Here is a 24,724-nt window from a genome sequence, read left to right on the forward strand (position 1 = left end):
GACCGGCCACCGGTCACCCCTTCGTCGTCGCTGTCGCTCAGATGCGGCGCAGCACCGCCACCACACGGCCCATGATGGTGGCGTCGTCGCCGGGGATCGGGTCGAAGGCCGGGTTCTGCGGCATCAGCCAGACGTGCCCGTCGCGCCGCCGGTAGGTCTTCACCGTCGCCTCGCCGTCGAGCATGGCGGCCACGATGTCACCGACCTCGGCGTTCGGCTGCTGCCGGACGACCACCCAGTCGCCGTCGCAGATCGCCGCGTCGAGCATCGAGTCACCCTTGACCTGGAGCATGAAGACCTCGCCCTCGCCGACCAGCTCGCGGGGGAGGGGGAAGATGTCCTCCACCGCCTGCTCGGCCAGGATCGGCCCACCGGCGGCGATGCGACCCAGCATCGGCACGTACGCCGGGGCGGGCCGCTGCGCGCGGGCCGCCTCTTCGTCCGCCTCGCCCGGCGCGCGGACGTCGACGGCGCGCGGACGGTTCGGGTCGCGGCGCAGGAAGCCCTTCTTCTCCAGTTCCTTGAGCTGGTAGGCGACGCTGGACGGGGACACCAGCCCGACCGCCTCGCCGATCTCGCGCACGCTCGGCGGGTAGCCGTGGCGCTCGACCCAGTTGCGGATGAACTCCAGGATCCGCCGCTGCCGGGCGGTCAGGTCGACCGTCGCCGGGTCGGGGAAGCTGCTCACCACCGGGGTGACCGGACGCACCGCCGCGGGGGCGGTGCGGCTGCGGGCGGTGCGGGGGCGACGGGTCGCCGGAGGACCCGCCCCGTCGTTCGGCTGCGGGTTCTTCTGCCGGCTGGCCCGGTCCTCGGTCACGTCCGTCCCTCCCTGGTCGGCGCTGGGGTGCCTCGTCGGCTCGTGGTGCGTGTGGTCTGACCGTATAGGTGAGATCGGCCATTTTCAAACATCTGTACGACCTGCTGTCGGCGTGTCGCGCCGAATTCCTGGATTTCCGAACTGGTGTTCTGATAGAAGAGTACGCCGCTCGAACGGGTGTTCTATCCCGGCCGCCCGTGACTAGCACGGGAGGCCGTCCGTTGGGCTCCTCGGTGGCGTCGTGCCGGGCGTGATCCTGATGACGCGCCGGACACGCCCGCCAACTTGACCTCGCTTGGGGTTCGGCATACGGTCGACCCCTAGATGTAGTAGTCACACGGGCGTAAGTTGCCTACAGGTTGGGTTCAACTACCGAACGCACTCCCGCACCGCGCACTCGGCGACGGTCATCGGACGATGGCCCCGCCGTGTCGACGCGTGCCCGGGAGCCGGTAGGTGTGCCCGCGATCGACGGAGGAGGTCGGGCGAATGCGGTGTCCGTACTGCCGGCACGCCGACTCCCGGGTGGTCGACTCGCGGGAGGCCGACGACGGCCAGCTCATCCGGCGGCGACGGTCGTGCCCGGAGTGCGGCAAGCGGTTCACCACCGTCGAGGAGGCGGTGCTCGCGGTGGTCAAGCGCAGCGGGGTGACCGAGCCGTTCAGCCGCACGAAGATCATCGGTGGGGTGCGCAAGGCGTGCCAGGGGCGGCCGGTCGACGACGACTCGATCGCGCTGCTGGCACAGAAGGTCGAGGAGACCGTACGGGCCAAGGGGGCGGCCGAGATCCCCAGCCACGAGGTGGGCCTGGCCATCCTCGGCCCGTTGCGTGACCTCGACGAGGTGGCCTACATGCGGTTCGCCAGCGTCTACCGGTCCTTCGACTCGCTCGCCGACTTCGAGCGCGAGATCGAGACGCTGCGGGCCGCCGCGCGCGCCCGGGAGGGCGCCGGTGCCGGTGCGGCGGACGCCGCCGGCGCGATCAGCTGACATTTTCGGGTTTCTGACAGGTACACGAGGCGCGGTGGGTGACCGTTGCCGACGAGGGGGGCGAGGGCGTGACGACCAGCAAGTCACGGAACAAGGCCGGGGCGGGGCTGAAGATCGAGCGCGTCTGGACGACCGAGGGGGTGCATCCCTACGACGAGGTCGCCTGGGAGCGCCGCGACGTCGTCATGACGAACTGGCGGGACGGCTCGATCAACTTCGAGCAGCGCGGGGTGGAGTTCCCCGAGTCCTGGTCGGTGAACGCGGCGAACATCGTGACCACCAAGTACTTCCGGGGCGCGGTGGGGACCCCGGAGCGGGAGTGGTCGCTGCGGCAGCTGATCGACCGGGTGGTCGAGACCTACCGCACCGCCGGTGAGGAGTACGGCTACTTCGCCACCCCGGCCGACGCCGAGGTGTTCGCGCACGAACTGACCTGGATGCTGCTGCACCAGGTGTTCAGCTTCAACTCGCCGGTGTGGTTCAACGTCGGCACGCCGTCGCCGCAGCAGGTCAGCGCCTGCTTCATCCTGTCGGTCGACGACTCGATGGACTCCATCCTCGACTGGTACAAGGAGGAGGGCCGGATCTTCCAGGGCGGCTCGGGCGCGGGGGTCAACCTGTCCCGGATCCGTTCCTCGAAGGAGCTGCTCTCCTCCGGCGGTACCGCCTCCGGCCCGGTCAGCTTCATGCGCGGCGCGGACGCCTCCGCCGGCACCATCAAGTCCGGTGGCGCCACCCGGCGTGCGGCCAAGATGGTCATCCTCGACGTGGACCACCCGGACATCGAGGAGTTCGTGGCGACCAAGGCGCGCGAGGAGGACAAGATCCGCGCGCTGCGCGACGCCGGGTTCGACATGGACCTGGGCGGCGCCGACATCGTCAGCGTGCAGTACCAGAACGCCAACAACTCGGTCCGCGTCTCGGACGAGTTCATGACCGCCGTGGAGAACGGCGGCGGCTTCGACCTGCGCGGCCGGCTCGACGGGCAGACCATCGAGACGATCGACGCGAAGAAGCTGTTCCGCACCATCTCCCAGGCCGCGTGGGAGTGCGCCGACCCGGGCCTGCAGTACGACGACACCATCAACGACTGGCACACCTGCCCGGAGACCGGGCGGATCACCGCGTCGAACCCGTGCTCGGAGTACCTGCACCTGGACAACTCCTCGTGCAACCTGGCGTCGCTGAACCTGATGAAGTTCCTCCGCGCCGACGGTGGCTTCGAGGTGGAGAAGTTCGTCAAGTCGGTCGAGTTCGTCATCACCGCGATGGACATCTCGATCTGCTTCGCCGACTTCCCGACCGAGAAGATCGGTGAGACCACCCGCGCCTACCGGCAGCTCGGCATCGGGTACGCCAACCTGGGCGCGCTGCTGATGGCCTCCGGCCTGCCGTACGACTCGGAGCAGGGCCGGGAGGTGTCCGCCGCGATCACCTCGCTGATGACCGGCACCGCCTACCGCCGTTCCGCCGAGCTGGCCGGCATCGTCGGCCCGTACGACGGCTACGCGCGCAACGCCGAGCCGCACAAGCGGGTCATGCGCAAGCACGCCGCAGCCAACGACGCGATCAAGGCGACCGGCACCGTGGCCACCGCCGTGCAGCGCGAGGCCACCAAGCAGTGGACGCTGGGCAACAAGCTCGGTGACAAGTTCGGCTGGCGCAACTCGCAGGCCAGCGTGCTCGCCCCGACCGGCACCATCGGCCTGATGATGGACTGCGACACCACCGGTGTCGAGCCGGACCTGGCACTGGTGAAGTTCAAGAAGCTGGTCGGCGGCGGCTCGATGCAGATCGTCAACCAGACCGTGCCGCGCGCCCTGCGCAGCCTCGGCTACCCCGAGGAGCAGGTCGAGGCGATCGTCGAGCACATCGCCGACCACGGCCACGTGGTGGACGCCCCGGGCCTGAAGCCGGAGCACTACCCGGTCTTCGACTGCGCCATGGGCGAGCGCTCGATCGCGCCGATGGGTCACGTGCGGATGATGGCGGCCGTCCAGCCGTTCATCTCCGGTGCCATCTCCAAGACGGTGAACATGCCGGAGCAGGCCACCGTCGAGGACGTCGAGAAGATCTACTTCGAGGGCTGGAAGCTCGGCCTCAAGGCGCTGGCGATCTACCGGGACAACTGCAAGGTCGGCCAGCCGCTGTCGGCCGCCAAGCCGAACAAGGCCACCGCCGAGACGCAGGCCCCGGCCGCCGAGGTCGAGAAGGTCGTGGAGAAGGTCGTCGAGTACCGCCCGGTGCGCAAGCGGCTGCCGAAGAAGCGCCCGTCGCAGACGGTCTCCTTCTCGGTCGGCGGCGCGGAGGGCTACCTCACCGCCTCGTCCTACCCGGACGACGGCCTCGGCGAGGTCTTCCTCAAGATGTCGAAGCAGGGCTCGACCCTGGCCGGTGTGATGGACGCCTTCTCGGTGGCCATCTCCATCGGTCTCCAGTACGGCGTCCCGCTGGAGACGTACGTCAGCAAGTTCACCAACATGCGCTTCGAGCCGGCCGGCATGACCGACGACCCGGACGTGCGGATGGCCGCCTCGGTGATGGACTACATCTTCCGTCGCCTGGCGCTGGACTTCCTGCCGTACGACCGCCGCGCCGAGCTGGGCATCTTCACCGCCAAGGAGCGGGCCGCCCAGCTCCGGGCCGAGGCGGAGGCGGAGGCGAGCGGTGCGGACCTCACCGCGATGGCCGCCTCCGCCCCGGTCGAGGCGCCCGAGCCGAAGACCGGCCCGATCGCGCAGCCGGCGCAGGAGATGGCCGACGCCGCGGCCGTCAAGCCCGCGCCGTCGGTGGGTTCCAGCACCGAGCTGCTGGAGGCCGTGATCGGCAAGGCCGCCGACGCGCCGCTCTGCTTCACCTGTGGCACGAAGATGCGGCCCGCCGGTAGCTGCTACGTCTGCGAGGGCTGCGGCTCCACCAGCGGCTGCAGCTGACGCACGACCGAAGACGCGAGCGCGGCAGGGAGTTCCCTGCCGCGCTCGCGCGTGCCCACTGTCACACCCCATCGTGTACGCGAGCTGGAATGCTCGGGGGATGAGCACGGCAGACATCTATCGGGTCTTCGCCGAGCGTGAGACGCGCGGCGTGTCCCCGGCGTACGAGCGGTTGTCGCGGGCGGTCGCCGGTGACGCGGAGCTGCTCGCCCTGCTCGACACGCTGCCACCGGCCAAGCGTCAGCCGAACCTGCTGTTCGGGGTGGTGCGGCTGCGCGGCGGGCCGGTGGACGACCCGGCGGCGTTCCGCGCGTACGTGATCGCGCACTGGCCGGACGTCGCGGCGCAGATGCGGGTGCGGGCGACGCAGACGAACGAGGCGGGACGCTGCGCGGTGCTGCTGCCGGTGCTCGCCGCGTTGCCGCAGCCGCTGGCGTTGCTGGAGGTCGGCGCGTCCGCCGGGCTGTGCCTCTACCCGGACCGGTACGCCTACCGCTACGGCGACCGGCAGGTCGGCGAGGGCGAGCCGGTGCTCGACTGTGACCTGACCGGCACCGATCCGCCGCGGCGGCGCCCGGAGGTGGTGTGGCGGGCCGGGCTCGACGTGAACCCGCTCGACGTCACCGATCCGGCGGACGTGGCCTGGCTGGAGGCGTTGATCTGGCCGGAGCACCGGCACCGCCGGGAGCGGCTGCGCGCGGCGGCTGCGGTCGCGGCGGCCGATCCGCCGCTGCTGGTACGCGGTGACCTGGTCGACGACCTGCCGGCGCTGGCGGAGCAGGCTCCGGCCGGGGCGACGCTCGTGGTGTTCCACAGCTCGGTGCTGTACCAGGTGCCGCCGCCACGGCGGGAGGCGTTCACCGCGCTGGTCCGGACCCTGCCCGGCCACTGGATAGCCAACGAGGACCCGTCGGTGCTGCCCCACGCCGACCTGCCCGAGCCGCCCGCCCAAGGCTTCCACAACGTCCTGGCCCTGGACGGCCGTCCCGTGGCCTGGACGACCGGCCACGGCCAGTCCCTCACCTGGCTAACCTGACCCGCCCCTGCCCCCGGCGATCATGAAGTTGACGGCGCGACACGCCGACGCGACGGCCGTCAACTTCATGGTCAACGAAGACAGGGGCGGGCCGGGTGAGAGCGGACACGCGTGACTAGGGTCGGCGGGCGTGACCGAACCTGCCTGGCTGGTCGAGACGCGTGCCGCCTACGACGCTGTCGCCGAGGACTACGCGCGGCTGCTGCCCGACGTGGTGGAGCCGCCGCTGGACCGGGCCCTGCTGGCCGCGTTCGCCGAGACGGTCGGGCCGGGGCGGCCCGTGCTGGAGGTGGGCTGCGGCACCGGTCGCGTCACCGCCCACCTGCACCGGCTCGGCCTCGACATCAGCGGCGTCGATCTGTCGCCCGGCATGGTGCGGGTCGCCCGCCGCGCGTACCCGGACCTGCGCTTCGAGGCCGGCTCGCTGACCGAGCTGGCCGTGCCGGACGAATCACTGGCCGGGCTGGTGTCCTGGTACTCGGTGATCCACCTGCCACCGGAACTGCTGCCCGAGGTGTTCGCCGGTTTCCACCGGGTGCTCGCTCCGGACGGTCACCTGCTGCTCGCGGTGAAGGCCGGCGACCGGCTCGACCGACGGGAGCAGGCATACGGCCACTCCGTCGCCTTCGACGTCTACTGGCTGTCCCCGGATCGACTGGTCGCACAGCTCACCGCGGCCGGGTTCGCGGTGTCGGCGACGACGGTCCGCGCGCCGGTCGGCAGGGAGCGGCAGTCCCAGGCGTTTCTGCTCGCGCAGCGTCCGCCCGGCTAAACATTCACCACAGCCGACCCGATCTGTACCGCACGTGAGGACGGGACAGCGAAGAGTGGCCGCTCTGGCTAGGGTTGACGATCTCGGCGGAGGGAGACGGCATGCGCACCCGGATGCTCCTCGCGTCGACGCTGCCCCTGCTCTGGGGCGCTGTCGCCGGCTGGTGGACCCCGCGTGGGCCCGGCACGGTGGGTGCGGCACTCGCCTCCGTCGCGGTGAGCCTCGTCGTCGGGCTGGCCGCCGGGTGGCTGGGCCGGTCCCGCTGGTTGATGCTCGTCGCGCCGGTGATCTTCGCGGTGGCTGTCGAGCTGGTCCGGCTGCGGCTGCGCGGGCCCACCGTCGACCGTCCGCACCTGTCCGGCTTCGGTGTCGTGGCGCTGCTCGCCGGCCGGGGCGTACACGGGCTGCTGACCTTGTTGCCGCTGCTGGTCGGCGCCGCCTACGGCGCCGGCCTGGCACGTCGCCTCGGCGCGGTGCCGCCGCGCCGGCCGGTGCCGCGCTGGGCGGGCCGGGTCGGCGTCGGCCTGCTGGCTGCGCTGCTCGCGCTCGTCACCGTCGGCGCGGCCGTGCCGGGCCGCACCGACCCGATCCCCGGCGGCATCGCCCGCTTCGACACCGTCGACTCCTCCGGGCGCGAGCTGGGCCTGCTGATCCGGGGTACGGACCGCGGCGCTCCGGTGCTGCTCGTGGTGCCCGGTCCGCCCGGCGGCTCGGAGATCGGCGCGGTCCGTCGCCACCTGCCCGAGTTGGAGCGCCGATTCGTGGTGGCCGTCTGGGACCGCGCCGGCGGGCCACGCTCCTGGTCGGGGTTCCGCGCCCCGTCGGGCTGGCACCTGGACGACGAGGTGGACGACCTGGTCGCGGTGGCCCGGCACCTGCGGGAACGGCTGAGCCGGGATCGGATCCACCTGGTCGCGCACTCCGGCGGCACCATCGCCGGCCTGCTCGCCGTGCGACAGCACCCGGAACTGTTCGCCGCGTACGTGGGCGTCGGGCAGGTGGTGAGCCTGCGCGAGGCCGACCGCAGCCAGTACGCCGACACGGTGGCCTGGGCCCGCCGCACCGGCCGGACGGCGCTCGCGGACCGGATGACCGCGCAGGGGCCGCCGCCCTACCGCGACCTCTGAGCGTACGAGCCGTTGCTGACCAACGAGGCAGGGGCCTTCCCGGTCGACCGGGAAGGCGCGAGCGAGGACGAGACCGGGACCGTCGGCAACCTCGGCGTCTCCGAATACAGCCCACTGGAGAAGGTGCACCTGTTCGGTTTCCTGGACGGCTGGGACGTCCTCTACCCCCGGTTGCAGGAGATCGACTTCCGGCGTGACGTGCGGCAGCTCGCGGTGCCGGCGTACTTCGTGGACGGCGCGCAGGAGGTGCCGGGTCGGCTGCGCCTGTTCGACGAGTGGTACGCGCAGCTCCAGGCGCCGCGCAAGGACCATCTGGTGATCCCGCGCGCCGGGCACCGTTCGTTGTTCGAGCGGCCCGAGGCGTTCGTGCCGTACCTGGAACGCCTCGGGACCGAGAGCGGCCCGGGCGGAAACTAGGGCGGGCCGGGCGTCCGTAGACTTCAGCGGTGCGCGACGAGCTGGCGGGACGGCCCCTTACCGAACCGCACCCGTCGCGGCTGTCGCCGGACCACCCGGGGCGGGAGCGCATCCTCGCCGCGCACGCCGCCGCCCTGGCCGCCGGGGAGGCCGGCTACCTGGACCCGGAGACGGGGCTGTTCGTGCTCAGCGCGGGCTTCCTGGCGCGGCGTGGCACGTGCTGCGGGCGAGGCTGCCGGCACTGTCCGTACGTGGCCGATTAGGGGGCTTCCGTCCCCGCTGGGGCACGCCGTACGGTGTCCGACGGAACTCCGGCGGGTCGGACCCGCCGCCGACCGCGGAGGTCTCCCGTGCGTGCACGTATCTGGCTGGCCGTTCCGGCCGTCCTGCTCGCCGCCGGCTGCGCCGACGAGGGGCCGACCCGGTCCGGGCCGCCGGCCCCGCCTCCGCCGGTGCCGGTCGCGGCGGCGTCCTCGGGCGGGGCGTGCCGGCTGCTCGACTTCGCGGTGATCGCCGAGCACACCGGCGGCACGTTCGACGTGGCGGCGGCCACCGAGCGGGGCGACACCCACACGTGCGTGGTCCGGGCGGCCGGGGCGGTGCTGCCGGAGCTGACGCTGTCGGTGACCGAGACGTCGATCGACGCGGCCACGTTCGCCCTGGACGTGCAGCCGGGCGGCGCGGCGAAGATCACCAAGCTGGGCAAGGCCGCCTACCGGCGCACGCTCCCCAAGACCGCGAAGTCCGGGCCGGCCGCCGAGGTCGGCTGGCTGGCCACCGAGGGGCGGCTCGCCACCCTGCGCTGGACCGCCCCGGCCGGCACCGCGAAGGCGGAGGCGGACAAGACGGCCGGCAAGCTGGTCACGCTGGCCAAGGTGATCGACACCCGGCAGCTCTGACCGAAGGTCGCCAAGCAGCTCTGACCGAAGGTCGCCAGGCAGCTTTGACCGGAGGTCGCCAAGCAGCTCTGACCGCGGGCCACGCCGGCAAGCTCCGACCGGAGGTCACGCAGGCAGCTCCGACCGTAGGCCAGAGCTGCCGGACGCGATCAGCGGGCCGCGACGAACACCCGGGACGCCACCTCGCGGGGAAGGCGTACCCGGTCGCCGGAGCGGTCGATGGAGACGGCGTCGCGTTCCTGCGCCACAGTCACGGTCGCGCCCGGGTCGACGCCGGCGGCGTGCAGCTGCCGGAGCACGTCCGAGTCGGTCTGCACGCTCTCGCAGATCCGCCGCACCACGACCGGGCCGGACAGGCCGGGGAAGGCCAGGTTGCGCTCGCCCTCGACGGCGTCGGCAAGCGTCTGGCCCGGGTCGCCCAGCTCCGCCAGGCCCGGGATCGGGTTGCCGTACGGCGAGCGGGTCGGGCGGTTGAGCAGGTCGAAGACCCGCTTCTCCACCGCGTCGCTCATCACGTGCTCCCACCGGCAGGCCTCTTCGTGGGCCTCCTCGTAGGGCATCCCGATCACGTTCACCAGCAGCAACTCGGCCAGCCGGTGCTTGCGCATCACCGACACGGCGGTGTTGCGGCCCTGCGGCGTGAGAGTCAGGTGCCGGTCGCCCTCGACGGTGAGCAGGCCGTCGCGCTCCATGCGGGCGACGGTCTGGCTGACGGTCGGACCACTCTGCTTCAGCCGCTCGGCGATGCGGGCACGAAGCGGCGGCACCCCCTCCTCCTCGAGTTCGAGGATGGTGCGCAGGTACATCTCGGTGGTGTCAACAAGGTCGTGCTTCACGTCTGCGGCCTCCTGGGCTCCGATGGTACCCGCTCCCACCGACCATCGACGCAGGCGAAGCCGGAGGTGGCGGGCCGAATGGTGTTGACTGGGCCGCATGCCCGCCACCGCAGACCTGCTGGTCGAGCCCGACCGGCTCGCCGCCGAACTCGATCACGCCGACCCGCCGACCCTGCTCGACGTCCGCTGGCGGCTGACCGGCCCGCCCGGACGCGACGACTACACCGCCGGCCACCTGCCCGGCGCCGTCTTCGTCGACCTGGACACCGAGCTGTGCGGGCCGCCCGGCGCCGCCGGCCGGCACCCGCTTCCGGACCCGGCGGCGTTGCAGGCCGCGCTGCGGGCCGCGGGCGTCCGCGCCGGTCGTCCCGTCGTGGTGTACGACGGGGGCGACGGCATGTCCGCCGCCCGCGCCTGGTGGACGCTGCGCTGGGCCGGGCACCGGCAGGTGCGGGTGCTGCACGGCGGCTTCCCGGCCTGGACGGCCGCCGGCCTGCCGGTCGACACGAGCGTGCCCGCCCCGGTGCCCGGCGACGTGACCGTGGCGCCCGGCGCGTTGCCGGTGCTCGACGCCGCCGCTGCCGCCCGGCTCGCCGCCGCCGGGCCCGGCGTGTTGATCGACGTACGGGCCGCGCCCCGCTACCGGGGCGAGCACGAGCCGGTCGACCCGGTCGCCGGGCACGTGCCGGGCGCGGTCAACCTGCCCGCCCCGGAGTACGTCACGCAGGGCCGGTTCCCGGGCGCCGAGGCGCTGCGGGAGCGGTTCGCCGCCGCCGGGGTGGACGCGGACGCGCCGGTCGGTGCGTACTGCGGCTCCGGGGTGACCGCCGCGCAGGCGGTGCTCGCGTTGCACCTCGCCGGTCGGCCGGACGCCGCGTTGTACGTCGGCTCGTGGAGCGAGTGGGTGGCCGACCCGGACCGTCCGGTCGCGACCGGCGGCACGTCCGGCCGGTGAGCGCACGACTGGTGGGCGCGTCCCGGGCCACGTGCGACGATGGCCGCATGGCCGACGACACGGTGGTGGTGTGGGACGAGGGTCTCCTCGCCTACGACATGGGCGACCATCCCCTCGACCCGGTCCGGGTCGAGCTGACCATGGCGCTCGCCCGCGAGCTGGGTGTGCTGGACCGGCCCGGCGTGCGGCTGGTCAAGCCCGAGCCGGCCGACGACGCGCTGCTCACCCGCGTGCACGATCCGGCCTACCTGGACGCGGTCCGGTCCGCGCCGCGCGACCCGCTGTTCGCCGGTTTCGGTCTGGGCACGTCGGACAATCCGGTCTTCGACGGGATGCACGAGGCGAGCGCGCTGATCGCCGGCGCCACGACGGCCGCCGCCGAGGCGGTGTGGCGCGGCGACGCCCGGCGTGCGGTGAGCGTGGCCGGCGGGCTGCACCACGCGATGCCCGCCCGGGCCGCCGGGTTCTGCGTCTACAACGACCCGGCCGTGGCCATCGCGCGGCTGCTCGACCTCGGCGCGGAACGGATCGCGTACGTGGACGTGGACGTGCACCACGGCGACGGCGTGCAGGAGATCTTCTACCGGGACCCGCGGGTGCTCACGGTCAGCCTGCACGAGACGCCGCTCGCGCTGTTCCCCGGCACCGGGTTCCCGGACGAGACCGGCGGCCCGGGCGCGGAGGGCACCGCCGTCAACGTGCCGCTGCCGCCGGGGGTGGGCGACGCCGGCTGGCAACGGGCGTTCCACGCGATCGTGCCGTCGGTGCTGCGCGCGTTCCGGCCGCAGGTGCTGGTCACCCAGTGCGGTGCCGACGGGCACCGCAAGGACCCGCTGGCCGACCTGCACCTCTCGGTGGACGGGCAGCGGGCCACCTACCGCGCGCTGCGGGCGCTCGCCGACGAGCTGTGCGACGGCCGCTGGGTCGCCACCGGCGGCGGCGGGTACGCGCTGGTCGAGGTGGTGCCCCGGGCCTGGACGCACCTGCTCGCGATCGCCACCGGCGAGCCGGTCGACCCGGCCACGCTGACCCCGCCCGGCTGGCGGGAGCTGGCCGCGCGGCGGCGACCCGGGCACGACGTGCCGTTGCGGATGACCGACGACGTGGACCCGTCGTACCAGCCGTGGCAGCCCAGCGGTGAGCCGAACGCGGTGGACCGGGCCGTCGCGGCCACCCGCAAGGCCGTCTTCCCGCTGCTCGGGCTCGATCCGCACGACCCGCGCGACTGAGCCGGCGGCAGGGGAGGACCGACCGGTGACCACCGTCGAACAACCGGTGGACGTGCTGCTCAGCGACGGCACGACCGTCCAGCTGCGACAGATCCGTCCGGAGGACGCGCCCGAGATCGTGGCCATGCACGGCCGTTTCTCGGAGCGCACCCGATACCTGCGGTACTTCTCGCCGTACCCGCGTATCCCGGAACGCGACCTGAAGCGCTTCGTCAACGTCGACCACCGCGACCGGGAGGCGTTCGTGGTGCTCGCCGGCGAGCGGATCGTCGCCGTCGGCCGGTACGAGCGGCTCGGCCCCTCCTCGCCCGAGGCCGAGGTGGCGTTCGTGGTCGAGGACGCCTACCAGGGCCGGGGCATCGGCTCGGTGCTGCTGGAACATCTGGCCGACGCGGCCGGACGCAACGGCATCGTGCACTTCGTCGCCGAGGTGCTCCCGGCCAACGGGGCGATGCTGCGGGTCTTCGCCGACTTCGGCTACCAGGTCCAGCGCCAGTACGCCGACGGCGTGGTGCACCTGAGCTTCCCGATCGCGCCCACCGAGGCGACGCTCGAGGTGCAGCGCGGCCGGGAGCACCGCACGGAGGCCCGGTCGATCGCCCGGCTGCTCGCGCCGCGCGGCATCGCCGTGTACGGCGCCAGCACCACCGGCCAGGGCGTCGGCGCGGCGCTGCTCGGGCACCTGCGTGACGGCGGCTTCGCCGGGGCGATCGTGCCGGTGCACCCGAGCGCGGCGACGGTGGCGGGGCTGCCCGCGTACCCGTCGGCGGCCGACGCCGGCCAGGACGTCGACCTGGCCGTGGTGGCGGTCCCGCCGGACGCGGTGACCGACGTGGTCCGCGACGCGGCCCGCGCGGGCGCGCACGGCCTGGTGGTGATCTCGGCCGGGTTCGCCGAGTCCGGGCCGGCCGGCGCGGCGGCGCAGCGCGCGCTGGTCCGCGCCGCGCACCTGGCCGGCATGCGGGTGGTCGGCCCGAACTGTCTCGGCGTCGCCAACACCGACCCGGCGGTACGCCTCAACGCCACGCTCGCCCCGGTGCTGCCCGCGGCGGGACGGGTCGGCGTGTTCAGCCAGTCCGGCGCGTTCGGGGTGGCGCTGCTGGCCGAGGCGTCCCGGCGCGGGCTCGGCCTGTCCAGCTTCGTCTCGGCCGGCAACCGGGCCGACGTGTCCGGCAACGACCTGCTCCAGTACTGGCAGGACGACCCGGCCACCGACGTCATCACGCTTTACCTGGAGACGTTCGGCAACCCGCGCAAGTTCGCCCGGCTGGCGCGGCGCATCGGCCGCCGCAAGCCGGTGGTGGCGCTCGCCTCGCTGGCCCGGCCGCCGGGCGTGGGGGAGGCGCCCGCGCTGGACGCGGCGGCGGTGAGCGCGTTGTTCGCCCAGTCCGGGGTGATCCGGGTGGACACCGTGTCCGAACTGCTCGACGTGGGCGTGCTGCTGGCCCACCAGCCGCTGCCGGCCGGGCGTCGGGTGGCGGTGGTGGGCAACTCGTCGGCGCTGACCGGGCTGGCCGCTACCGCCTGCGCGGCGCAGGGACTGACCGTTGCCGACGGCTACCCGCGGGACGTCGGGCCGAGCGCCGGGGCCGCCGCGTACGCCGCCGCGCTCGGCGAGGCGGTCGCCGACGAACGGGTGGACGCCGTGGTGGCGGTGTTCGCGCCGCCGCTGCCGGGGCAGCTCGCCGATCCGGTGGCCGACTTCGCGGCGGCGCTGCCCGAGGCGCGGGTCACCGGCAAGCCGGTGGTGGCGACGTTCCTGGCCGGGCTGGTGCCGGCCGGGGTGCCGGCGTACCCGAGCGTGGAGGAGGCGGTGCGCGCGCTGGGCCGGGTGACCGCGTACGCGGACTGGCTGCGCCGGCCCGCCGGGGTGCTGCCGGAGCTGGCCGACGTGGACCGGACGGCGGGGCACGCCGCGCTGCGGCCGGACGGCGCCGACTCGGCGGCGTTGCTGCGCGCGTACGGAATCGACGTGGTGGACTCGGTGCCGGCCCGCTCGGCCGAGGAGGCGGCGGCGGTGGGGGAGCGGCTCGGCTGGCCGGTGGCGCTCAAGGCCGCCGCCCCGGGGCTGCGGCACCGCCTCGACCTGGGCGCGGTACGCCTCGACCTGGCCGACGCCGCCGCGCTGCGCCGCGCGTACGCCGAGATGGCCCCGGTGTTCGGCGCGGAGGTGCTGGTCCAGCCGATGGTCGCGCCGGGCGTGGCGTGCGTGGTGGAGCTGGTGGAGGATCCGGCGTTCGGGCCGGTGGTCGGGTTCGGGCTGGGTGGTGTCGCGACCGAGCTGCTCGGTGACCGGGCCTGGCGCGCGGTCCCGCTGACCGACCGGGACGCCGCCGAGCTGGTCGACGAGCCCCGGGCCGCGCCGCTGCTGCGCGGGCACCGGGGTGCCGCGCCGGTGGACCGGGCGGCCCTGGTCGACCTGCTGGTGCGGGTCGGCCGCCTCGCCGACGAGCAGCCCCGGGTGCGGTCGCTCACGCTCAACCCGGTGCTGGCCCGGCCGGACGGCATCTCGGTGCTGCACGCCACTGTGCGCACCGGCGCCGAGGCCGCCCGTCCGGACACCGGCCCGCGGAGGTTGTAGACCTCAGCCGCGCTCGGAGATCTGCTGCACCGCCCACTCGTTGCCGTCCGGGTCGCGGAAGAACACGAAGCCGACGTTGTCCAGCGGGTGCGGCACCGGGCGCGGGTTCTGACCCATCACCTGGATCTCGCTCACCTCGACGCCCCGCTCGACCAGCTCGGCGTGCGCCCGCTCCAGGTCGGGCACGACGAGTTGCAGGCCCTTGAGGGAGCCCGGCGGCATCTCCGGTACGAGGCCCCGGCCGAGCACGATCGAGCACCCGGAGCCCGGGGGAGTGAGTTGGACGATCCGCCCCGCGCCGCCCAGATCGGTGTCGTTGTCGAGGACGAAGCCGAGCCGCCGCGCGTAGAACTCCTTGGCCCGGTCCAGGTCGGAGACCGGTACGACCACCACTTCCAGCGTCCAGTTCACGTTGTCGCTCCTGTCGTCGAATCGTTGTGCAGCGCTGCCGCGAGGCGGTCGAACGCCTCGCTCAGGCCGCGGGTCATCGGATAGCGCAGGACGGTGTCGCGGCCCTGCGCGGTGGCGTACCGCAGGTGGGTGACGACCGTGGTCCGGTCCGCCGGACCGGTGAAGTCGTGACGCACCAGCGTCTCGCCCGGATAGGACTGTCCGTCGAAGAGTTCGGTGCAGACCAGCCGCGCGGGCGGGTCGACCTCCCGGTACGTGCCGCCCTGGGCCATCAGGTCGCCGTCCGGTCCCCGGGAGACGAACCGCCAGCGTCCGCCGACCCGCAGGTCCACCTCGCACTCGACCAGGTGCCAGCCACGGGCGCCCCACCAGCGGACCAGCAGCTCGGGGCGGGTGAAGGCGGCGAACACCAGGTGGCGCGGGGCGGCGAAGTCGCGGCTGAGCCGGATCTCCCGGTCGCCGTGCAGCGTGACGGTCAGGCCGGTCACCGCTGCTCCCCGGCGGTCAGCTCGGCGAGCACCTCGTCCAGCCGCGCGTAGCTCTCCGCCCAGTAGTCGCGGTAGTCCGCCAGCCACGCGACGGCCTCCCGCAGCGGCCGGGCGTCGAGCCGGCAGGGGCGGCGCTGGGCGTCCCGGCCCCGGGTGACCAGGCCGGCGCGTTCGAGCACCTTGAGGTGCTTGGAGACGGCGGGCTGGCTCATCGCGAACGGCTCGGCCAGCTCGGTGACTGTGGCCTCACCGGCGGCGAGCCGGGTGAGGATGGCGCGCCGGGTGGGGTCGGCGAGCGCGGCGAATGTGGCGTCGAGCAGATCCGCGGGCACGTTCATAACCTCCTGGTTGTGTAACCAGTCGGTTCTATACGGCGGGAGCGCCCGGGTCAAGCGCGACAGGCCCCGGCGAACCGCCGGGGCCTGTCGGGGCAGGGGTGGATCAGCAGGCGTACGCCTCCAGCCGGTTCGCCCGCTCCGGGTCGCGCAGCTTGAGCAGCGTGACCTTCTCGATCTGCCGGATCCGCTCCCGGGACAGGCCGAACTCGCGGCCCACCTCGTCCAGCGCGCTCTCGCCGTCCTCGCCGACGGCCTGGTCCAGGCTGACCGGCTCCCGGTCGTAGGAGATCAGCTCGATCACCTGGAACTCCGGGATCTCCAGCGCCACGGCCACCTCGCTCACGGTGGGCTCGCGGCCCAGCGTCACCGACAGCTCGCGGCGCACCCGGACCATGCGGTTGACCTGCTCGACCATGTGCACGGGGATGCGGATGGTGCGGGCCTGGTCGGCCATGGCGCGGGTGATGGCCTGGCGGATCCACCAGGTGGCGTAGGTGGAGAACTTGTAGCCCTTGGTGTAGTCGAACTTCTCGACGGCGCGGATGAGGCCGAGGTTGCCTTCCTGGATGAGGTCGAGGAAGGCCATGCCGCGACCGGTGTAGCGCTTGGCGATGCTCACCACCAGCCGCAGGTTCGCCTCCAGCAGGTGGTCCTTGGCGGCGCGGCCCTCGGCCGCGATCAGCGCCAGGTCCGCGCGCAGCTCGGCGGAGACGGGGGTGCAGGTGGCCAGCTTCTCCTCGGCGAAGAGGCCGGCCTCGATCCGCTTGCTCAGCTCGACCTCCTGCGCCGCGGTGAGCAGCTTGGTGCGGCCGATGCCGTTCAGGTACGCCCGGACCAGGTCGGTGGAGACGCCGCGCTCGTCGGTGGCGTCGAGGTCCGTGAGGGTGACGTCCATGTCCTGGTGCTCGATCATCTGCTGGGTCATCTCTGTTCTCCCCGTGTCCGACGTGCCTACCGGTCCCGTGCCGCCCACGCGGTGGTGGCCGATGACAAACAGCTTGGCGGTCGGGGCGTGAGACGGGAGTGAGGCGATCGGGGAACCGACAGGAAACCTCGCGGGAATCCGGCATCCGCTTGCCCGGCGCGGTTACCGTGCCACCGACCGGCCGTCGGAGCCGGCCCGGCACTGATGATCGGAGAACGTGGTGGTCTTCAAGCGGCTCATGCAGGCGATGGGTGTGGGCGGACCGTCGGTGGAGACGGTGCTGGCCAACCCGAACTGCCGCCCGGGCGGCGTTCTGGAGGGCCGGATCCAGGTGGTCGGTGGCGACCACCCGGTGGACGTGAGCTACGTCGCACTCGGTCTGGTCACGCGGGTCGAGGTGGAGAGCTCCGATTCGGAGTACGACGTCAACCAGGAGTTCGGCCGGGCCCAGATGACCGGCCCGTTCCGGCTGGAGCCGGGGCAGCGTCACGACGTGCCGTTCCGCTTCCAGGTGCCGTGGGAGACGCCGCTCACCGACCTGTACGGCCAGCACCTGCACGGCATGACGATGGGTCTGCGTACCGAGCTGGAGGTGGCGCGGGCGATGGACAAGGGTGACCTGGACCCGGTCGCGGTGCACCCGCTGCCCGCCCACGAGCGGCTGCTGGAGGCGCTGCTACGGCTGGGCTTCCGCTTCGCGCGCGCCGACGTCGAGCGTGGACACATCTACGGCCTGCACCAGCAGTTGCCCTTCTACCAGGAGATCGAGTTCTACCCGGCGCCGCAGTACGCGGGCGCGATGAACCAGCTGGAGGTCACCTTCGTGACCGATCCGCGGCAGGTCCACGTGGTGCTGGAGCTGGACAAGCGGGGTGGCCTGTTCACCGAGGGCCGCGACGCGTTCGGCCGGTTCACGGTGGACCACGCGACGGCGGACCGTACGGACTGGGCCGCCCAGCTCGACGGCTGGCTGCGTCAGTCGCTGTCCCGCCGCGGGCTGTTCTTCTGATCCTCCTCAGAGGTCGAGCACGAGGGTCCGGGGACCGACGTTGACGCTCTCCACCAGCATGTGGGCGCGGAAACGGCCGGTCTCCACCTTCGCGCCCCGGGCGCGCAGCTGTTCGACCACGGCGTCCACCAGGGGCTCGGCCACCTCGGCCGGCGCGGCGGCGGTCCAGCTCGGCCGCCGGCCCTTGCGGGCGTCGCCGTAGAGCGTGAACTGGCTGACCACGAGCAGCGGCGCCCCGACGTCGGCGGCGCTGCGCTCGTCGTCGAGGATCCGCAGCTCGTGCAGCTTGCGGGCCATCGTGGCGGCCACCTGCGGGGTGTCGGTGTGGGTGACGCCGAGCAGCACCAGCAGCCCGTCGGCGATCTCACCGGTCACCTCGTCGTCGACTGTCACCCGGGCCCGGCCGACGGTCTGCACCACCGCCCGCATCAGTCGGTCACCGGCTCGACGATGCCGCGCTCGACCAGGTGCGCCACGATCGGCCCGGCCGCCTCGGCCAGCTCGTCCGGTGCCACGTCGTGCGCGGCGGCCAGCAGGGCGAGCTGGTCGCGCAGCGGCAGCCGGCCGTCGGCGCCGCCGACCAGGGCGAGCACCAGCGGGTCGATCTCCTCCGACCAGCGCAGCCCGCGCGGCATGGCCAGGACCTGCCGGTCGACAGCCCAGCCGTCGTCGCCCATGGTGGCCTCCTGCCGCAGCTGGAGGCCCTCGGCGGCGCGGTAGCGGGCGGCGAGCAGGCCCTCGGTGTTCCGGGCGCGCAGCCAGTCCTGCCGGGCGAACCACTCGCCGATCCGGTCGCCCAGCGGCGGCTCGACCCGCTGGCGCAGGTCCTCCACCCGGACGACCGGCTGGTCGTGGCCGGAGCGGCGCAGCGAGACGATGCCGAAGCCGATCGCCTCCACCTTGTGCGCGTCGAACCAGTCCAGCCAGGCCGCCATCCGCTGCGGGTCGGCGCTCTCGCCGACGTCGGTGAGCCACAGGTTCACGTACGCCATCGGGTCGGCCACCTCGCGCTGGATCACCCACGCGTCCAGGCCGGTGCCGGCGAACCAGCCGGTGACCCGCTCGGCCCAGTCCTCGCCGGTGACGTGCACCCAGTTCGCCAGGTACTGCATCGTGCCGCCCTCGGTGAGCAGGTCCGGCGCGGCGGCGGCCAGCTCCGCGCCGATCGCGTCGCCGACCCGGCCGGAGTCCCGGTAGACGTGCGTGGTGGTGCCCGGGCCGACCACGAACGGGGGATTGCTGACCACCAGGTCGAAGCGGCGCCCGGCCACCGGGGCGACCATGTCGCCGCGCAGCAGTTCCCAGTCCTGCCCGTTGAGCGAGGCGGTGGTCGCGGCGAAGCGCAGCGCCCGCTCGGACACGTCGGTGGCGGTGACCCGGCGGGCGTGGGTGCCCAGGTGCAACGCCTGGACGCCGGAGCCGGTGCCGAGGTCGAGCGCGGTGTCCACGGTCGGGCGCACCGCGGCCGAGATCAGCGTCTGGGTGGCGCCGCCGATGCCCAGCACGTGCTCGGCGTGCAGCGGGCGCCCGGGGCGCGCGGCGGCCGGCACGTCGGCGAGCACCCACCACTCGTCCCCGTACGGCTCCAGGTCGACCCCGGCACGCAGGCCGTCGCCGTGCCGCTCCACGATGCCCCCGGCCAGTGCCTCGTCCAGCGCGAGCGGGGCCAGCGCGGCGGTCACCGCCGCCTCCGGCTCGGTCTGGTCGCAGATGAACACCCGGATCATCGTGGCCAGCCGGTCCCGGTCCTCGGTGGCGCGCAGCGCGGCCCGGTAGTCGTTGCGGGCCACCGCGCCGGTGGCCTGCGGGCCCAGGCGGTCGGCGATCCCGTTGGCGGTGAAGCGGGCGAGCGTCAGCGCGGTGCGCAGCGCGTCGACCCCGGCGGGGGAGAGCAGCATGTCGTGACGGTCCACGTGCTCATCCTGCCCCGGGCGCCGTCCGGCGTGGCGCGGCACCCGCCGAATCCATAACGTCGACCGCATCTATCGGCGGCTATCTCTTTCATGTTTATCGATCTCTGGCTAGCATTCCTGCCAACATCCGTCGATGGGCGATCCGGCCACGAACCGGGCCGCCCGGTAGGGAGCCAGACGATGCCCGACGTGTCCCTTCCCCGGCGGCGCGCGCTGCGTGCGCTCGCCGTCACGGCCGCCGCCGCGGCCTTCGCCGCCGCCGCCTCCACGCCCGCTCTCGCCGCGCCCACCGGGGAGATCCGGTACGCCGGCGCCGCGGACGCCGTCAGCGGCAGCTACGTGGTCGTGCTCAAGGGCGACGCGGTCGGCACCGCGAACACCCTCGCCGCCCGTACCGCCGTGCCGGACCGGGCCGCCGGCCTGGCCAAGCGCTACGGCGGCAACGTCGGCACGGTGTGGAGCTCCGCTCTCACCGGCTACAGCGCGAAGATGACGCCCGCCCAGGCCCGCCGGCTCGCCGCCGACCCGGCCGTCGCGTACGTCGAGCAGGACCGCGTCATGACCACCCAGGGCACCCAGACCGGCGCCACCTGGGGCCTGGACCGGATCGACCAGCGCAACCTGCCGCTGAACAGCACCTACACCTACCCGAACACCGCCAGCAACGTGCGCGCCTACATCATCGACACGGGCATCCGCACCACGCACAGCGACTTCGGCGGCCGGGCCACCTGGGGCACCAACACGGTCGACACCAACAACACCGACTGCAACGGCCACGGCACGCACGTCGCCGGCACCGTCGGCGGCACCAAGTACGGCGTGGCCAAGAGCGTGCGCCTGGTGGCCGTCAAGGTGCTCAACTGCTCCGGCAGCGGCACCACCGCCGGCGTGATCAGCGGCGTCAACTGGGTCACCTCGAACGCGGTGAAGCCGGCCGTGGCCAACATGAGCCTCGGCGGCGGCGCCAGCACCACGCTGGACAACGCGGTGGCCAACTCGATCAACTCCGGCATCACGTACGCGCTCGCGGCCGGCAACTCCAGCGCCAACGCGTGCAACTCGTCGCCGGCCCGGGTCGCCTCGGCGATCACGGTGGGCGCCACCACCAGCACCGACGCCCGTGCCTCCTACTCGAACTACGGCTCCTGCGTGGACATCTTCGCCCCGGGCTCGTCGATCACCTCGGCGTGGCGCACCAGCGACACCTCGACCAACACGATCAGCGGCACCTCGATGGCGTCCCCGCACGTGGCCGGCGCGGCGGCGCTCGTGCTGTCCGCGAACACCTCCTACACCCCGGCTCAGGTGGCCAGCTACCTGACCAGCAACGCCACCACCGGCAAGGTGACCAGCCCGGGCTCGGGCTCGCCGAACCGGCTGCTCTTCGTCGTCAACTGACGACACGGGTGACCTGACCACACCGTGGGCCGCGGCCCGGTGGACCTCGCAGGGGTCCGCCGGGCCGCGTCACGTCACGGAGACGTCCGTGGCTCATCGGGCAGACTGAGCCCGGTGAGCGATCACTACATCCGGCTGGTGCCCACGGACCCGAACTGGCAGCCGGATCCCCGAGCCGCAGCCGCGGTCGTCGCCTACGTGGCGAGCCTGTTCTCCGGGCCCGGTGACGCGGTCGACGAGGTGAAACAGACCTTCTACGACCGAGTGACCCTGATAGACGCCGGCATGTACACGGAGCGGATCACGTGCCCGCGCTGCGCCGGAACCATCAGCATGGATTGGCTCGGCGACCTGGTCCGCGACAACGGCACGAGTTTCGACCACCTGGACGTGGCAGTGCCCTGCTGCGGTGCCGTCGTGGGGCTGAACACCTTGCATTACGAGGAGCCGATCGGCTTCGCTCGCTTCGAGGTGAGCGCCTTGAACGCGACCAGGGCGAGATACGAACTCGACACCGACGAACTGGCCCGCGCGGCCGACCTTCTGGGTCACCCGGTCGCGCAGATCCTCGCGCGCTACTAGCCCACTCTCGTCCCCCTCCTGCTGACAAGACCCCACGCGCCGTCGTCGGGGAGTCGGCGCCCGCGACCGGCGGGCGGGGCGGCAGGATGGTTCCCATGACGCTGTCACTGCCCATCGACCCGCAGGCGAACGAACTGCTGGCGCGCAGCCCGCTGGCCCTGCTCCTCGGCATGGTGCTGGACCAGCAGGTGCCGATGGAGAAGGCGTTCTCCTCCCCGTACGTGCTGGCGCAGCGGCTCGGCCACGAGCCCGACGCCGCGGAACTGGCCGGGTACGACCCGGAGGCGCTGGTGGAGATCTTCGCCCGGCCGCCCGCGCTGCACCGCTTTCCCAAGGCGATGGCGGCCCGTGTGCAGGAGGTGTGCCGGGCGCTCGTGGAGCGTTACGACGGCGACCCGGCCCGGCTCTGGTCCGACGTGACCGACGGCCGGGAACTGCTGCGCCGGGTGGGTGAGCTGCCCGGGTTCGGCCGGCAGAAGGCGCAGATCTTCGTCGCGCTGCTCGGCAAGCGGTTCGGGATCACCCCGGACGGCTGGCGCGAGGCGGCCGGTGACTACGGCGACGCGGACGCCCACCGGTCGGTCGCGGACGTGACCGATCCGGAGTCGCTGCGCCGGGTACGCGAGTTCAAGCAGCGGATGAAGGCGGAGGCGAAGGCCGCGAAGGGCTGATCCGCCGCCCGCCGCCGCAACCGGCCCGTCGCCGCTGTCGTTGGTCGCCAGGACGGGGGACGGGAGCGGACGATGACCGAGCAGCGGGGCGGGGCGCTGCTGCGTACCGCGTCCAGTCCCGGGCGGGCCACGTTCCTGGAGCTCTTCTTCGACCTGGTCTTCGTGTTCGCGCTGACCCGGGTCTCCCAGCGGCTGATCAACGGCCTCGACGGCTCCGCCGGCGCGGTGGCCGCCGAAGTGGGCAAGACCCTGCTGCTGTTCATGGTGCTGTGGCAGGTCTGGACGATCACCACCTGGGTGACCAGCCGGTACGAGCCGGAGCGCGTCGTCATCCAGGTCGTGGTGGTCGGCACCATGTTCGGCAGCCTGGTGCTGGGCGTGACGCTGCCCCGCGCCCTGGAGGAGCGGGCGCTGCCGTTCGCGCTCGCGTACGTGGTGGTGATGGTCGGCCGGCCGCTGCTGATCGCGGTGGCGTTGCGCGGCCACCCGCGGCGTCTGGTCCCGGTGCGGCTGGCCGCCTGGGCGGTGGCCAGCGCCCCGCTGTGGCTCGCCGGCGCCCTGATGCCCGGTCCCCGCCTGGCGCTGTGGGTCGTCGCGCTGGCGGTGGATCACCTCGGCACGTTCCTGGGCTGGCCGCTGCCGTGGATCGGGGCGTCGCGTATCCGGCAGTGGCTCGTCGCCGGGGAACACCTCGCCGAGCGCTACCAGCAGATCTTCCTCATCGCGTTGGGGGAGTCGATCCTGGTGATCGGCGTGACGTACAGCGGGAAGGAGTTCTCCGGTGAGGCTGCGGTGGCGTTCGCGATCTCGTTCGTGATCACGGCGCTGCTCTGGCGCATCTACTTCTACCGGGCCGGTCACCTGCTGGCGGAGGCGTTGCGGATGGCCGGCACGCCGGGGCGGCTGGCCGAGTCGGCCGCGCAGACCCACCTGTTCATGGTGCTCGGCGTGATCGGCGCCGCTGTCGGCTACGAGCTGGTCATCGCCCACCCGTACGACACGGTTCAGCCGAACTGGCTGGTCTTCGTGGCGGGCGGCCCGGCGCTGTTCCTGGCCGCCCGGTCCCGGTTCGAGTACGAGATCTTCGGCCGGGTGTCCCGCCCCCGGCTGGTCGGGCTGCTCGCCCTGGTGCTGCTCCTGCCCGCGTTGGCGGCCGTGCCGGCGATGTTCGCGCTCGGCGCGGTGGCTCTCGTGCTGGCGCTGGTCGCGTTCGCCGACGCCCGCCGGGCCTGGCACCGGCCGCCGGAGCCCTCCGCCTCACCGATCGGGCGGGAGATGCTCGACGAGGCCGGCCCGGAGGCGTGAGTCGTCAGGCGGCGGTCGGGCGGGACAGCGACGCCAGCGCGCGGCGTACGTCGGCCAGCGAGACGGTGGCCGAGTCGTCCAGGTCGGCCAGGCCGGCCTCGATCCACTGCCGCATCAGTGTGGTCACCCCGATGCCGCGCGCGTCGGCGGCGGCGCGGACCCGCTCGTACGTCTCCAGCGGGAGCCGGACCGACCGGCTGACCATCGGCACGTCGGTGTCGGGGGTGGGCAGCTGCGCCGGTGACGTGTCGTCGATCAGGTCGGCGAACGCGTCGCCTCCGGAGTGGAACCGCTTGGTCGCCTCGTCACGGTGCATCGTGACCGCCTCCTCGTCGGCGTGAGTTCCGCACCGCCTCGTCGTAGCGCTTGGCCTCGACGTCGCTCAGCTCGCGGGCGGAGAGGATGTCCCAGTCGTTGTCGGTGCCGTCGGCCTCGGCCAGCAGCACGGCGAGCCGCCGGCCGCGGTGGTCGGTGGCGTAGACCACCATGACGTCGTCCCCGAGGTGGCGGATGACCCGGCGGTTGCTGTGCAGGGCCTCCCAGACTTCCCCGGGTGTGACGTCGTAGACCCGCAGGTTCGCCAGCGCCTCGTCGGTGAAGCTGAACCGGTTGGCCACGGGCGGAGCGTACCACGCACGTAACACGTACCGGGCTGTCACGATTTTCGCCGATCATCCGTCCGGAGTGACAGGATGGGCCCTATCCCCTCGTAGGAGGTCCGTGGTGAAGCGTCAGGCGTACCAGCCGATACTGATCACCGACGCCCCGCGCAGCCAGGACGACCAGCTCAACAGCCGGCAGAAGCGTTACGTGCTGATGATGGCCATCCGGGTCGCGTGTCTGGTGGCCGGCGCGATCCTGGTCGGCGCGAAGGCACCGCTGCTCTGGCTCTGGCTGCCGCTGTGCGCGCTCGGCATGGTGCTCGTGCCCTGGCTGGCGGTGCTGCTGGCGAACGACCGGCCGCCCAAGGAGGAGCACCGCCTGGCGAACCGGTTCCAGAACCGGCGCCGCGAGGAGCCCGCGCCCACGGCCCTCACCGCCGAGGAGAATCCGCACAAGATCATCGACGCCGAGCCCTGACCGGCC

The 24,724-nt window shown here is 73.0% G+C and carries 27 protein-coding genes; 17 read left to right on the forward strand and 10 right to left on the reverse strand.

The genetic code is table 11. The features are described from left to right. Window positions 1-37: 37 nt before the first annotated feature. On the reverse strand, window positions 38-820 hold the full coding sequence (gene lexA, locus ACN27D_RS23790; RefSeq protein WP_358170305.1) for a transcriptional repressor LexA: 783 nt from the start codon (window positions 818-820) through the stop codon (window positions 38-40). A gap of 489 nt (window positions 821-1,309) precedes the next feature. Here lexA and nrdR point away from each other — a divergent pair, with 489 nt between their 5' ends. The 8 genes from nrdR to ACN27D_RS23830 all read left to right on the forward strand — a co-directional run bounded on the left by nrdR (window position 1,310) and on the right by ACN27D_RS23830 (window position 8,994). Further along, window positions 1,310-1,810 carry a transcriptional regulator NrdR gene (gene nrdR, locus ACN27D_RS23795; RefSeq protein ID WP_013284751.1) on the forward strand — a complete coding sequence of 167 codons (501 nt, stop codon included), beginning with the start codon at window positions 1,310-1,312 and terminating at the stop codon, window positions 1,808-1,810. Between the two features lie 38 nt (window positions 1,811-1,848). Further along, window positions 1,849-4,743: a vitamin B12-dependent ribonucleotide reductase gene (locus ACN27D_RS23800; protein ID WP_121684300.1), complete on the forward strand. Its 2,895-nt coding sequence runs from the start codon at window positions 1,849-1,851 to the stop codon at window positions 4,741-4,743. 100 nt (window positions 4,744-4,843) lie between these two features. After that, complete coding sequence (locus ACN27D_RS23805; RefSeq protein WP_421500025.1) at window positions 4,844-5,779, forward strand: DUF2332 domain-containing protein; 936 nt, start codon at window positions 4,844-4,846, stop codon at window positions 5,777-5,779. A 130-nt stretch (window positions 5,780-5,909) separates the two neighbouring features. Beyond that, window positions 5,910-6,551 (forward strand): class I SAM-dependent DNA methyltransferase, encoded by a 642-nt coding sequence (locus tag ACN27D_RS23810; protein ID WP_421500026.1) that lies wholly within the window; start codon window positions 5,910-5,912, stop codon window positions 6,549-6,551. Window positions 6,552-6,652: 101 nt separating this feature from the next. Continuing rightward, window positions 6,653-7,678, forward strand: a complete 1,026-nt coding sequence (locus ACN27D_RS23815; RefSeq protein ID WP_421500027.1) for an alpha/beta fold hydrolase — start codon at window positions 6,653-6,655, stop codon at window positions 7,676-7,678. 12 nt (window positions 7,679-7,690) lie between these two features. Further along, entirely contained in the window at window positions 7,691-8,095 is a 405-nt protein-coding gene (locus ACN27D_RS23820; protein WP_421500028.1) for an alpha/beta fold hydrolase, read from the forward strand. 29 nt (window positions 8,096-8,124) lie between these two features. Continuing rightward, complete coding sequence (locus tag ACN27D_RS23825; protein WP_071096262.1) at window positions 8,125-8,358, forward strand: DUF5522 domain-containing protein; 234 nt, start codon at window positions 8,125-8,127, stop codon at window positions 8,356-8,358. 87 nt (window positions 8,359-8,445) lie between these two features. After that, window positions 8,446-8,994, forward strand: coding sequence for a hypothetical protein (locus ACN27D_RS23830; protein WP_120571040.1), 549 nt, complete (start codon window positions 8,446-8,448; stop codon window positions 8,992-8,994). 149 nt (window positions 8,995-9,143) lie between these two features. Here the strand turns inward: ACN27D_RS23830 and ACN27D_RS23835 are convergent, their stop codons facing one another. Next, window positions 9,144-9,830 carry a metal-dependent transcriptional regulator gene (locus ACN27D_RS23835; RefSeq protein ID WP_030274585.1) on the reverse strand — a complete coding sequence of 229 codons (687 nt, stop codon included), beginning with the start codon at window positions 9,828-9,830 and terminating at the stop codon, window positions 9,144-9,146. A gap of 97 nt (window positions 9,831-9,927) precedes the next feature. Between ACN27D_RS23835 and ACN27D_RS23840 the strand changes: the two genes are divergently transcribed. Genes ACN27D_RS23840 through ACN27D_RS23850 form a run of 3 tightly spaced genes read left to right on the forward strand, consistent with a single transcriptional unit; the run spans window position 9,928 to window position 14,595 of the window. Beyond that, a complete protein-coding gene (locus ACN27D_RS23840) occupies window positions 9,928-10,785 on the forward strand; it encodes a sulfurtransferase (RefSeq protein ID WP_121684296.1) in 858 nt (285 codons plus the stop codon). A 47-nt stretch (window positions 10,786-10,832) separates the two neighbouring features. After that, a complete protein-coding gene (locus ACN27D_RS23845; protein WP_252450635.1) occupies window positions 10,833-12,014 on the forward strand; it encodes an acetoin utilization protein AcuC in 1,182 nt (393 codons plus the stop codon). Between the two features lie 25 nt (window positions 12,015-12,039). Next, the gene (locus tag ACN27D_RS23850; protein WP_120571038.1) at window positions 12,040-14,595 is read left to right on the forward strand and encodes a bifunctional GNAT family N-acetyltransferase/acetate--CoA ligase family protein; all 2,556 of its coding nucleotides are present in this window, start codon (window positions 12,040-12,042) and stop codon (window positions 14,593-14,595) included. Between the two features lie 3 nt (window positions 14,596-14,598). Here the strand turns inward: ACN27D_RS23850 and ACN27D_RS23855 are convergent, their stop codons facing one another. The 4 genes from ACN27D_RS23855 to ACN27D_RS23870 form a co-directional block, all read right to left on the reverse strand. After that, window positions 14,599-15,006 (reverse strand): VOC family protein, encoded by a 408-nt coding sequence (locus ACN27D_RS23855; RefSeq protein WP_421500029.1) that lies wholly within the window; start codon window positions 15,004-15,006, stop codon window positions 14,599-14,601. Further along, window positions 15,003-15,494, reverse strand: a complete 492-nt coding sequence (locus tag ACN27D_RS23860) for an SRPBCC family protein (RefSeq protein WP_120571036.1) — start codon at window positions 15,492-15,494, stop codon at window positions 15,003-15,005. The genes ACN27D_RS23855 and ACN27D_RS23860 overlap by 4 nt, the downstream gene beginning before the upstream one ends. Next, window positions 15,491-15,826: an ArsR/SmtB family transcription factor gene (locus tag ACN27D_RS23865; RefSeq protein WP_262013557.1), complete on the reverse strand. Its 336-nt coding sequence runs from the start codon at window positions 15,824-15,826 to the stop codon at window positions 15,491-15,493. The genes ACN27D_RS23860 and ACN27D_RS23865 overlap by 4 nt, the downstream gene beginning before the upstream one ends. 109 nt (window positions 15,827-15,935) lie before the next feature. Next, window positions 15,936-16,757 carry a sigma-70 family RNA polymerase sigma factor gene (locus ACN27D_RS23870; RefSeq protein ID WP_421500030.1) on the reverse strand — a complete coding sequence of 274 codons (822 nt, stop codon included), beginning with the start codon at window positions 16,755-16,757 and terminating at the stop codon, window positions 15,936-15,938. Between the two features lie 220 nt (window positions 16,758-16,977). Between ACN27D_RS23870 and ACN27D_RS23875 the strand changes: the two genes are divergently transcribed. Next, entirely contained in the window at window positions 16,978-17,766 is a 789-nt protein-coding gene (locus ACN27D_RS23875) for a sporulation protein (RefSeq protein WP_121684305.1), read from the forward strand. 6 nt (window positions 17,767-17,772) lie between these two features. On the opposite strand, the gene dtd is transcribed toward ACN27D_RS23875, so the two are convergent. Continuing rightward, complete coding sequence (gene dtd / locus ACN27D_RS23880; protein ID WP_013474500.1) at window positions 17,773-18,195, reverse strand: D-aminoacyl-tRNA deacylase; 423 nt, start codon at window positions 18,193-18,195, stop codon at window positions 17,773-17,775. Next, window positions 18,195-19,679: a DUF7059 domain-containing protein gene (locus ACN27D_RS23885; RefSeq protein WP_421500031.1), complete on the reverse strand. Its 1,485-nt coding sequence runs from the start codon at window positions 19,677-19,679 to the stop codon at window positions 18,195-18,197. The genes dtd and ACN27D_RS23885 overlap by 1 nt, the downstream gene beginning before the upstream one ends. Window positions 19,680-19,859: 180 nt before the next feature. On the opposite strand from ACN27D_RS23885, the gene ACN27D_RS23890 reads away from it, so the two are divergent. The 4 genes from ACN27D_RS23890 to ACN27D_RS23905 all read left to right on the forward strand — a co-directional run bounded on the left by ACN27D_RS23890 (window position 19,860) and on the right by ACN27D_RS23905 (window position 23,638). Then, window positions 19,860-21,080, forward strand: a complete 1,221-nt coding sequence (locus ACN27D_RS23890) for a S8 family peptidase (protein ID WP_421500032.1) — start codon at window positions 19,860-19,862, stop codon at window positions 21,078-21,080. Window positions 21,081-21,194: 114 nt separating this feature from the next. Continuing rightward, on the forward strand, window positions 21,195-21,662 hold the full coding sequence (locus tag ACN27D_RS23895; protein WP_350814263.1) for a hypothetical protein: 468 nt from the start codon (window positions 21,195-21,197) through the stop codon (window positions 21,660-21,662). 86 nt (window positions 21,663-21,748) lie between these two features. Next, window positions 21,749-22,333, forward strand: a complete 585-nt coding sequence (locus ACN27D_RS23900) for an HhH-GPD-type base excision DNA repair protein (protein WP_184977128.1) — start codon at window positions 21,749-21,751, stop codon at window positions 22,331-22,333. Window positions 22,334-22,405: 72 nt separating this feature from the next. Continuing rightward, on the forward strand, window positions 22,406-23,638 hold the full coding sequence (locus tag ACN27D_RS23905; RefSeq protein WP_350814264.1) for a low temperature requirement protein A: 1,233 nt from the start codon (window positions 22,406-22,408) through the stop codon (window positions 23,636-23,638). Between the two features lie 4 nt (window positions 23,639-23,642). On the opposite strand, the gene ACN27D_RS23910 is transcribed toward ACN27D_RS23905, so the two are convergent. Both ACN27D_RS23910 and ACN27D_RS23915 read right to left on the reverse strand, forming a co-directional pair. Next, entirely contained in the window at window positions 23,643-23,954 is a 312-nt protein-coding gene (locus ACN27D_RS23910) for a hypothetical protein (protein ID WP_121684289.1), read from the reverse strand. Next, entirely contained in the window at window positions 23,944-24,255 is a 312-nt protein-coding gene (locus tag ACN27D_RS23915) for a hypothetical protein (protein WP_216932656.1), read from the reverse strand. The genes ACN27D_RS23910 and ACN27D_RS23915 overlap by 11 nt, the downstream gene beginning before the upstream one ends. A 106-nt stretch (window positions 24,256-24,361) precedes the next feature. Between ACN27D_RS23915 and ACN27D_RS23920 the strand changes: the two genes are divergently transcribed. After that, window positions 24,362-24,718 carry a DUF3099 domain-containing protein gene (locus tag ACN27D_RS23920; RefSeq protein WP_013284780.1) on the forward strand — a complete coding sequence of 119 codons (357 nt, stop codon included), beginning with the start codon at window positions 24,362-24,364 and terminating at the stop codon, window positions 24,716-24,718. Window positions 24,719-24,724: the final 6 nt, after the last annotated feature.

The sequence above is a fragment of the Micromonospora sp. WMMD1274 genome (assembly GCF_049179035.1).
Taxonomy (GTDB): Bacteria; Actinomycetota; Actinomycetes; order Mycobacteriales; family Micromonosporaceae; genus Micromonospora; species Micromonospora tulbaghiae.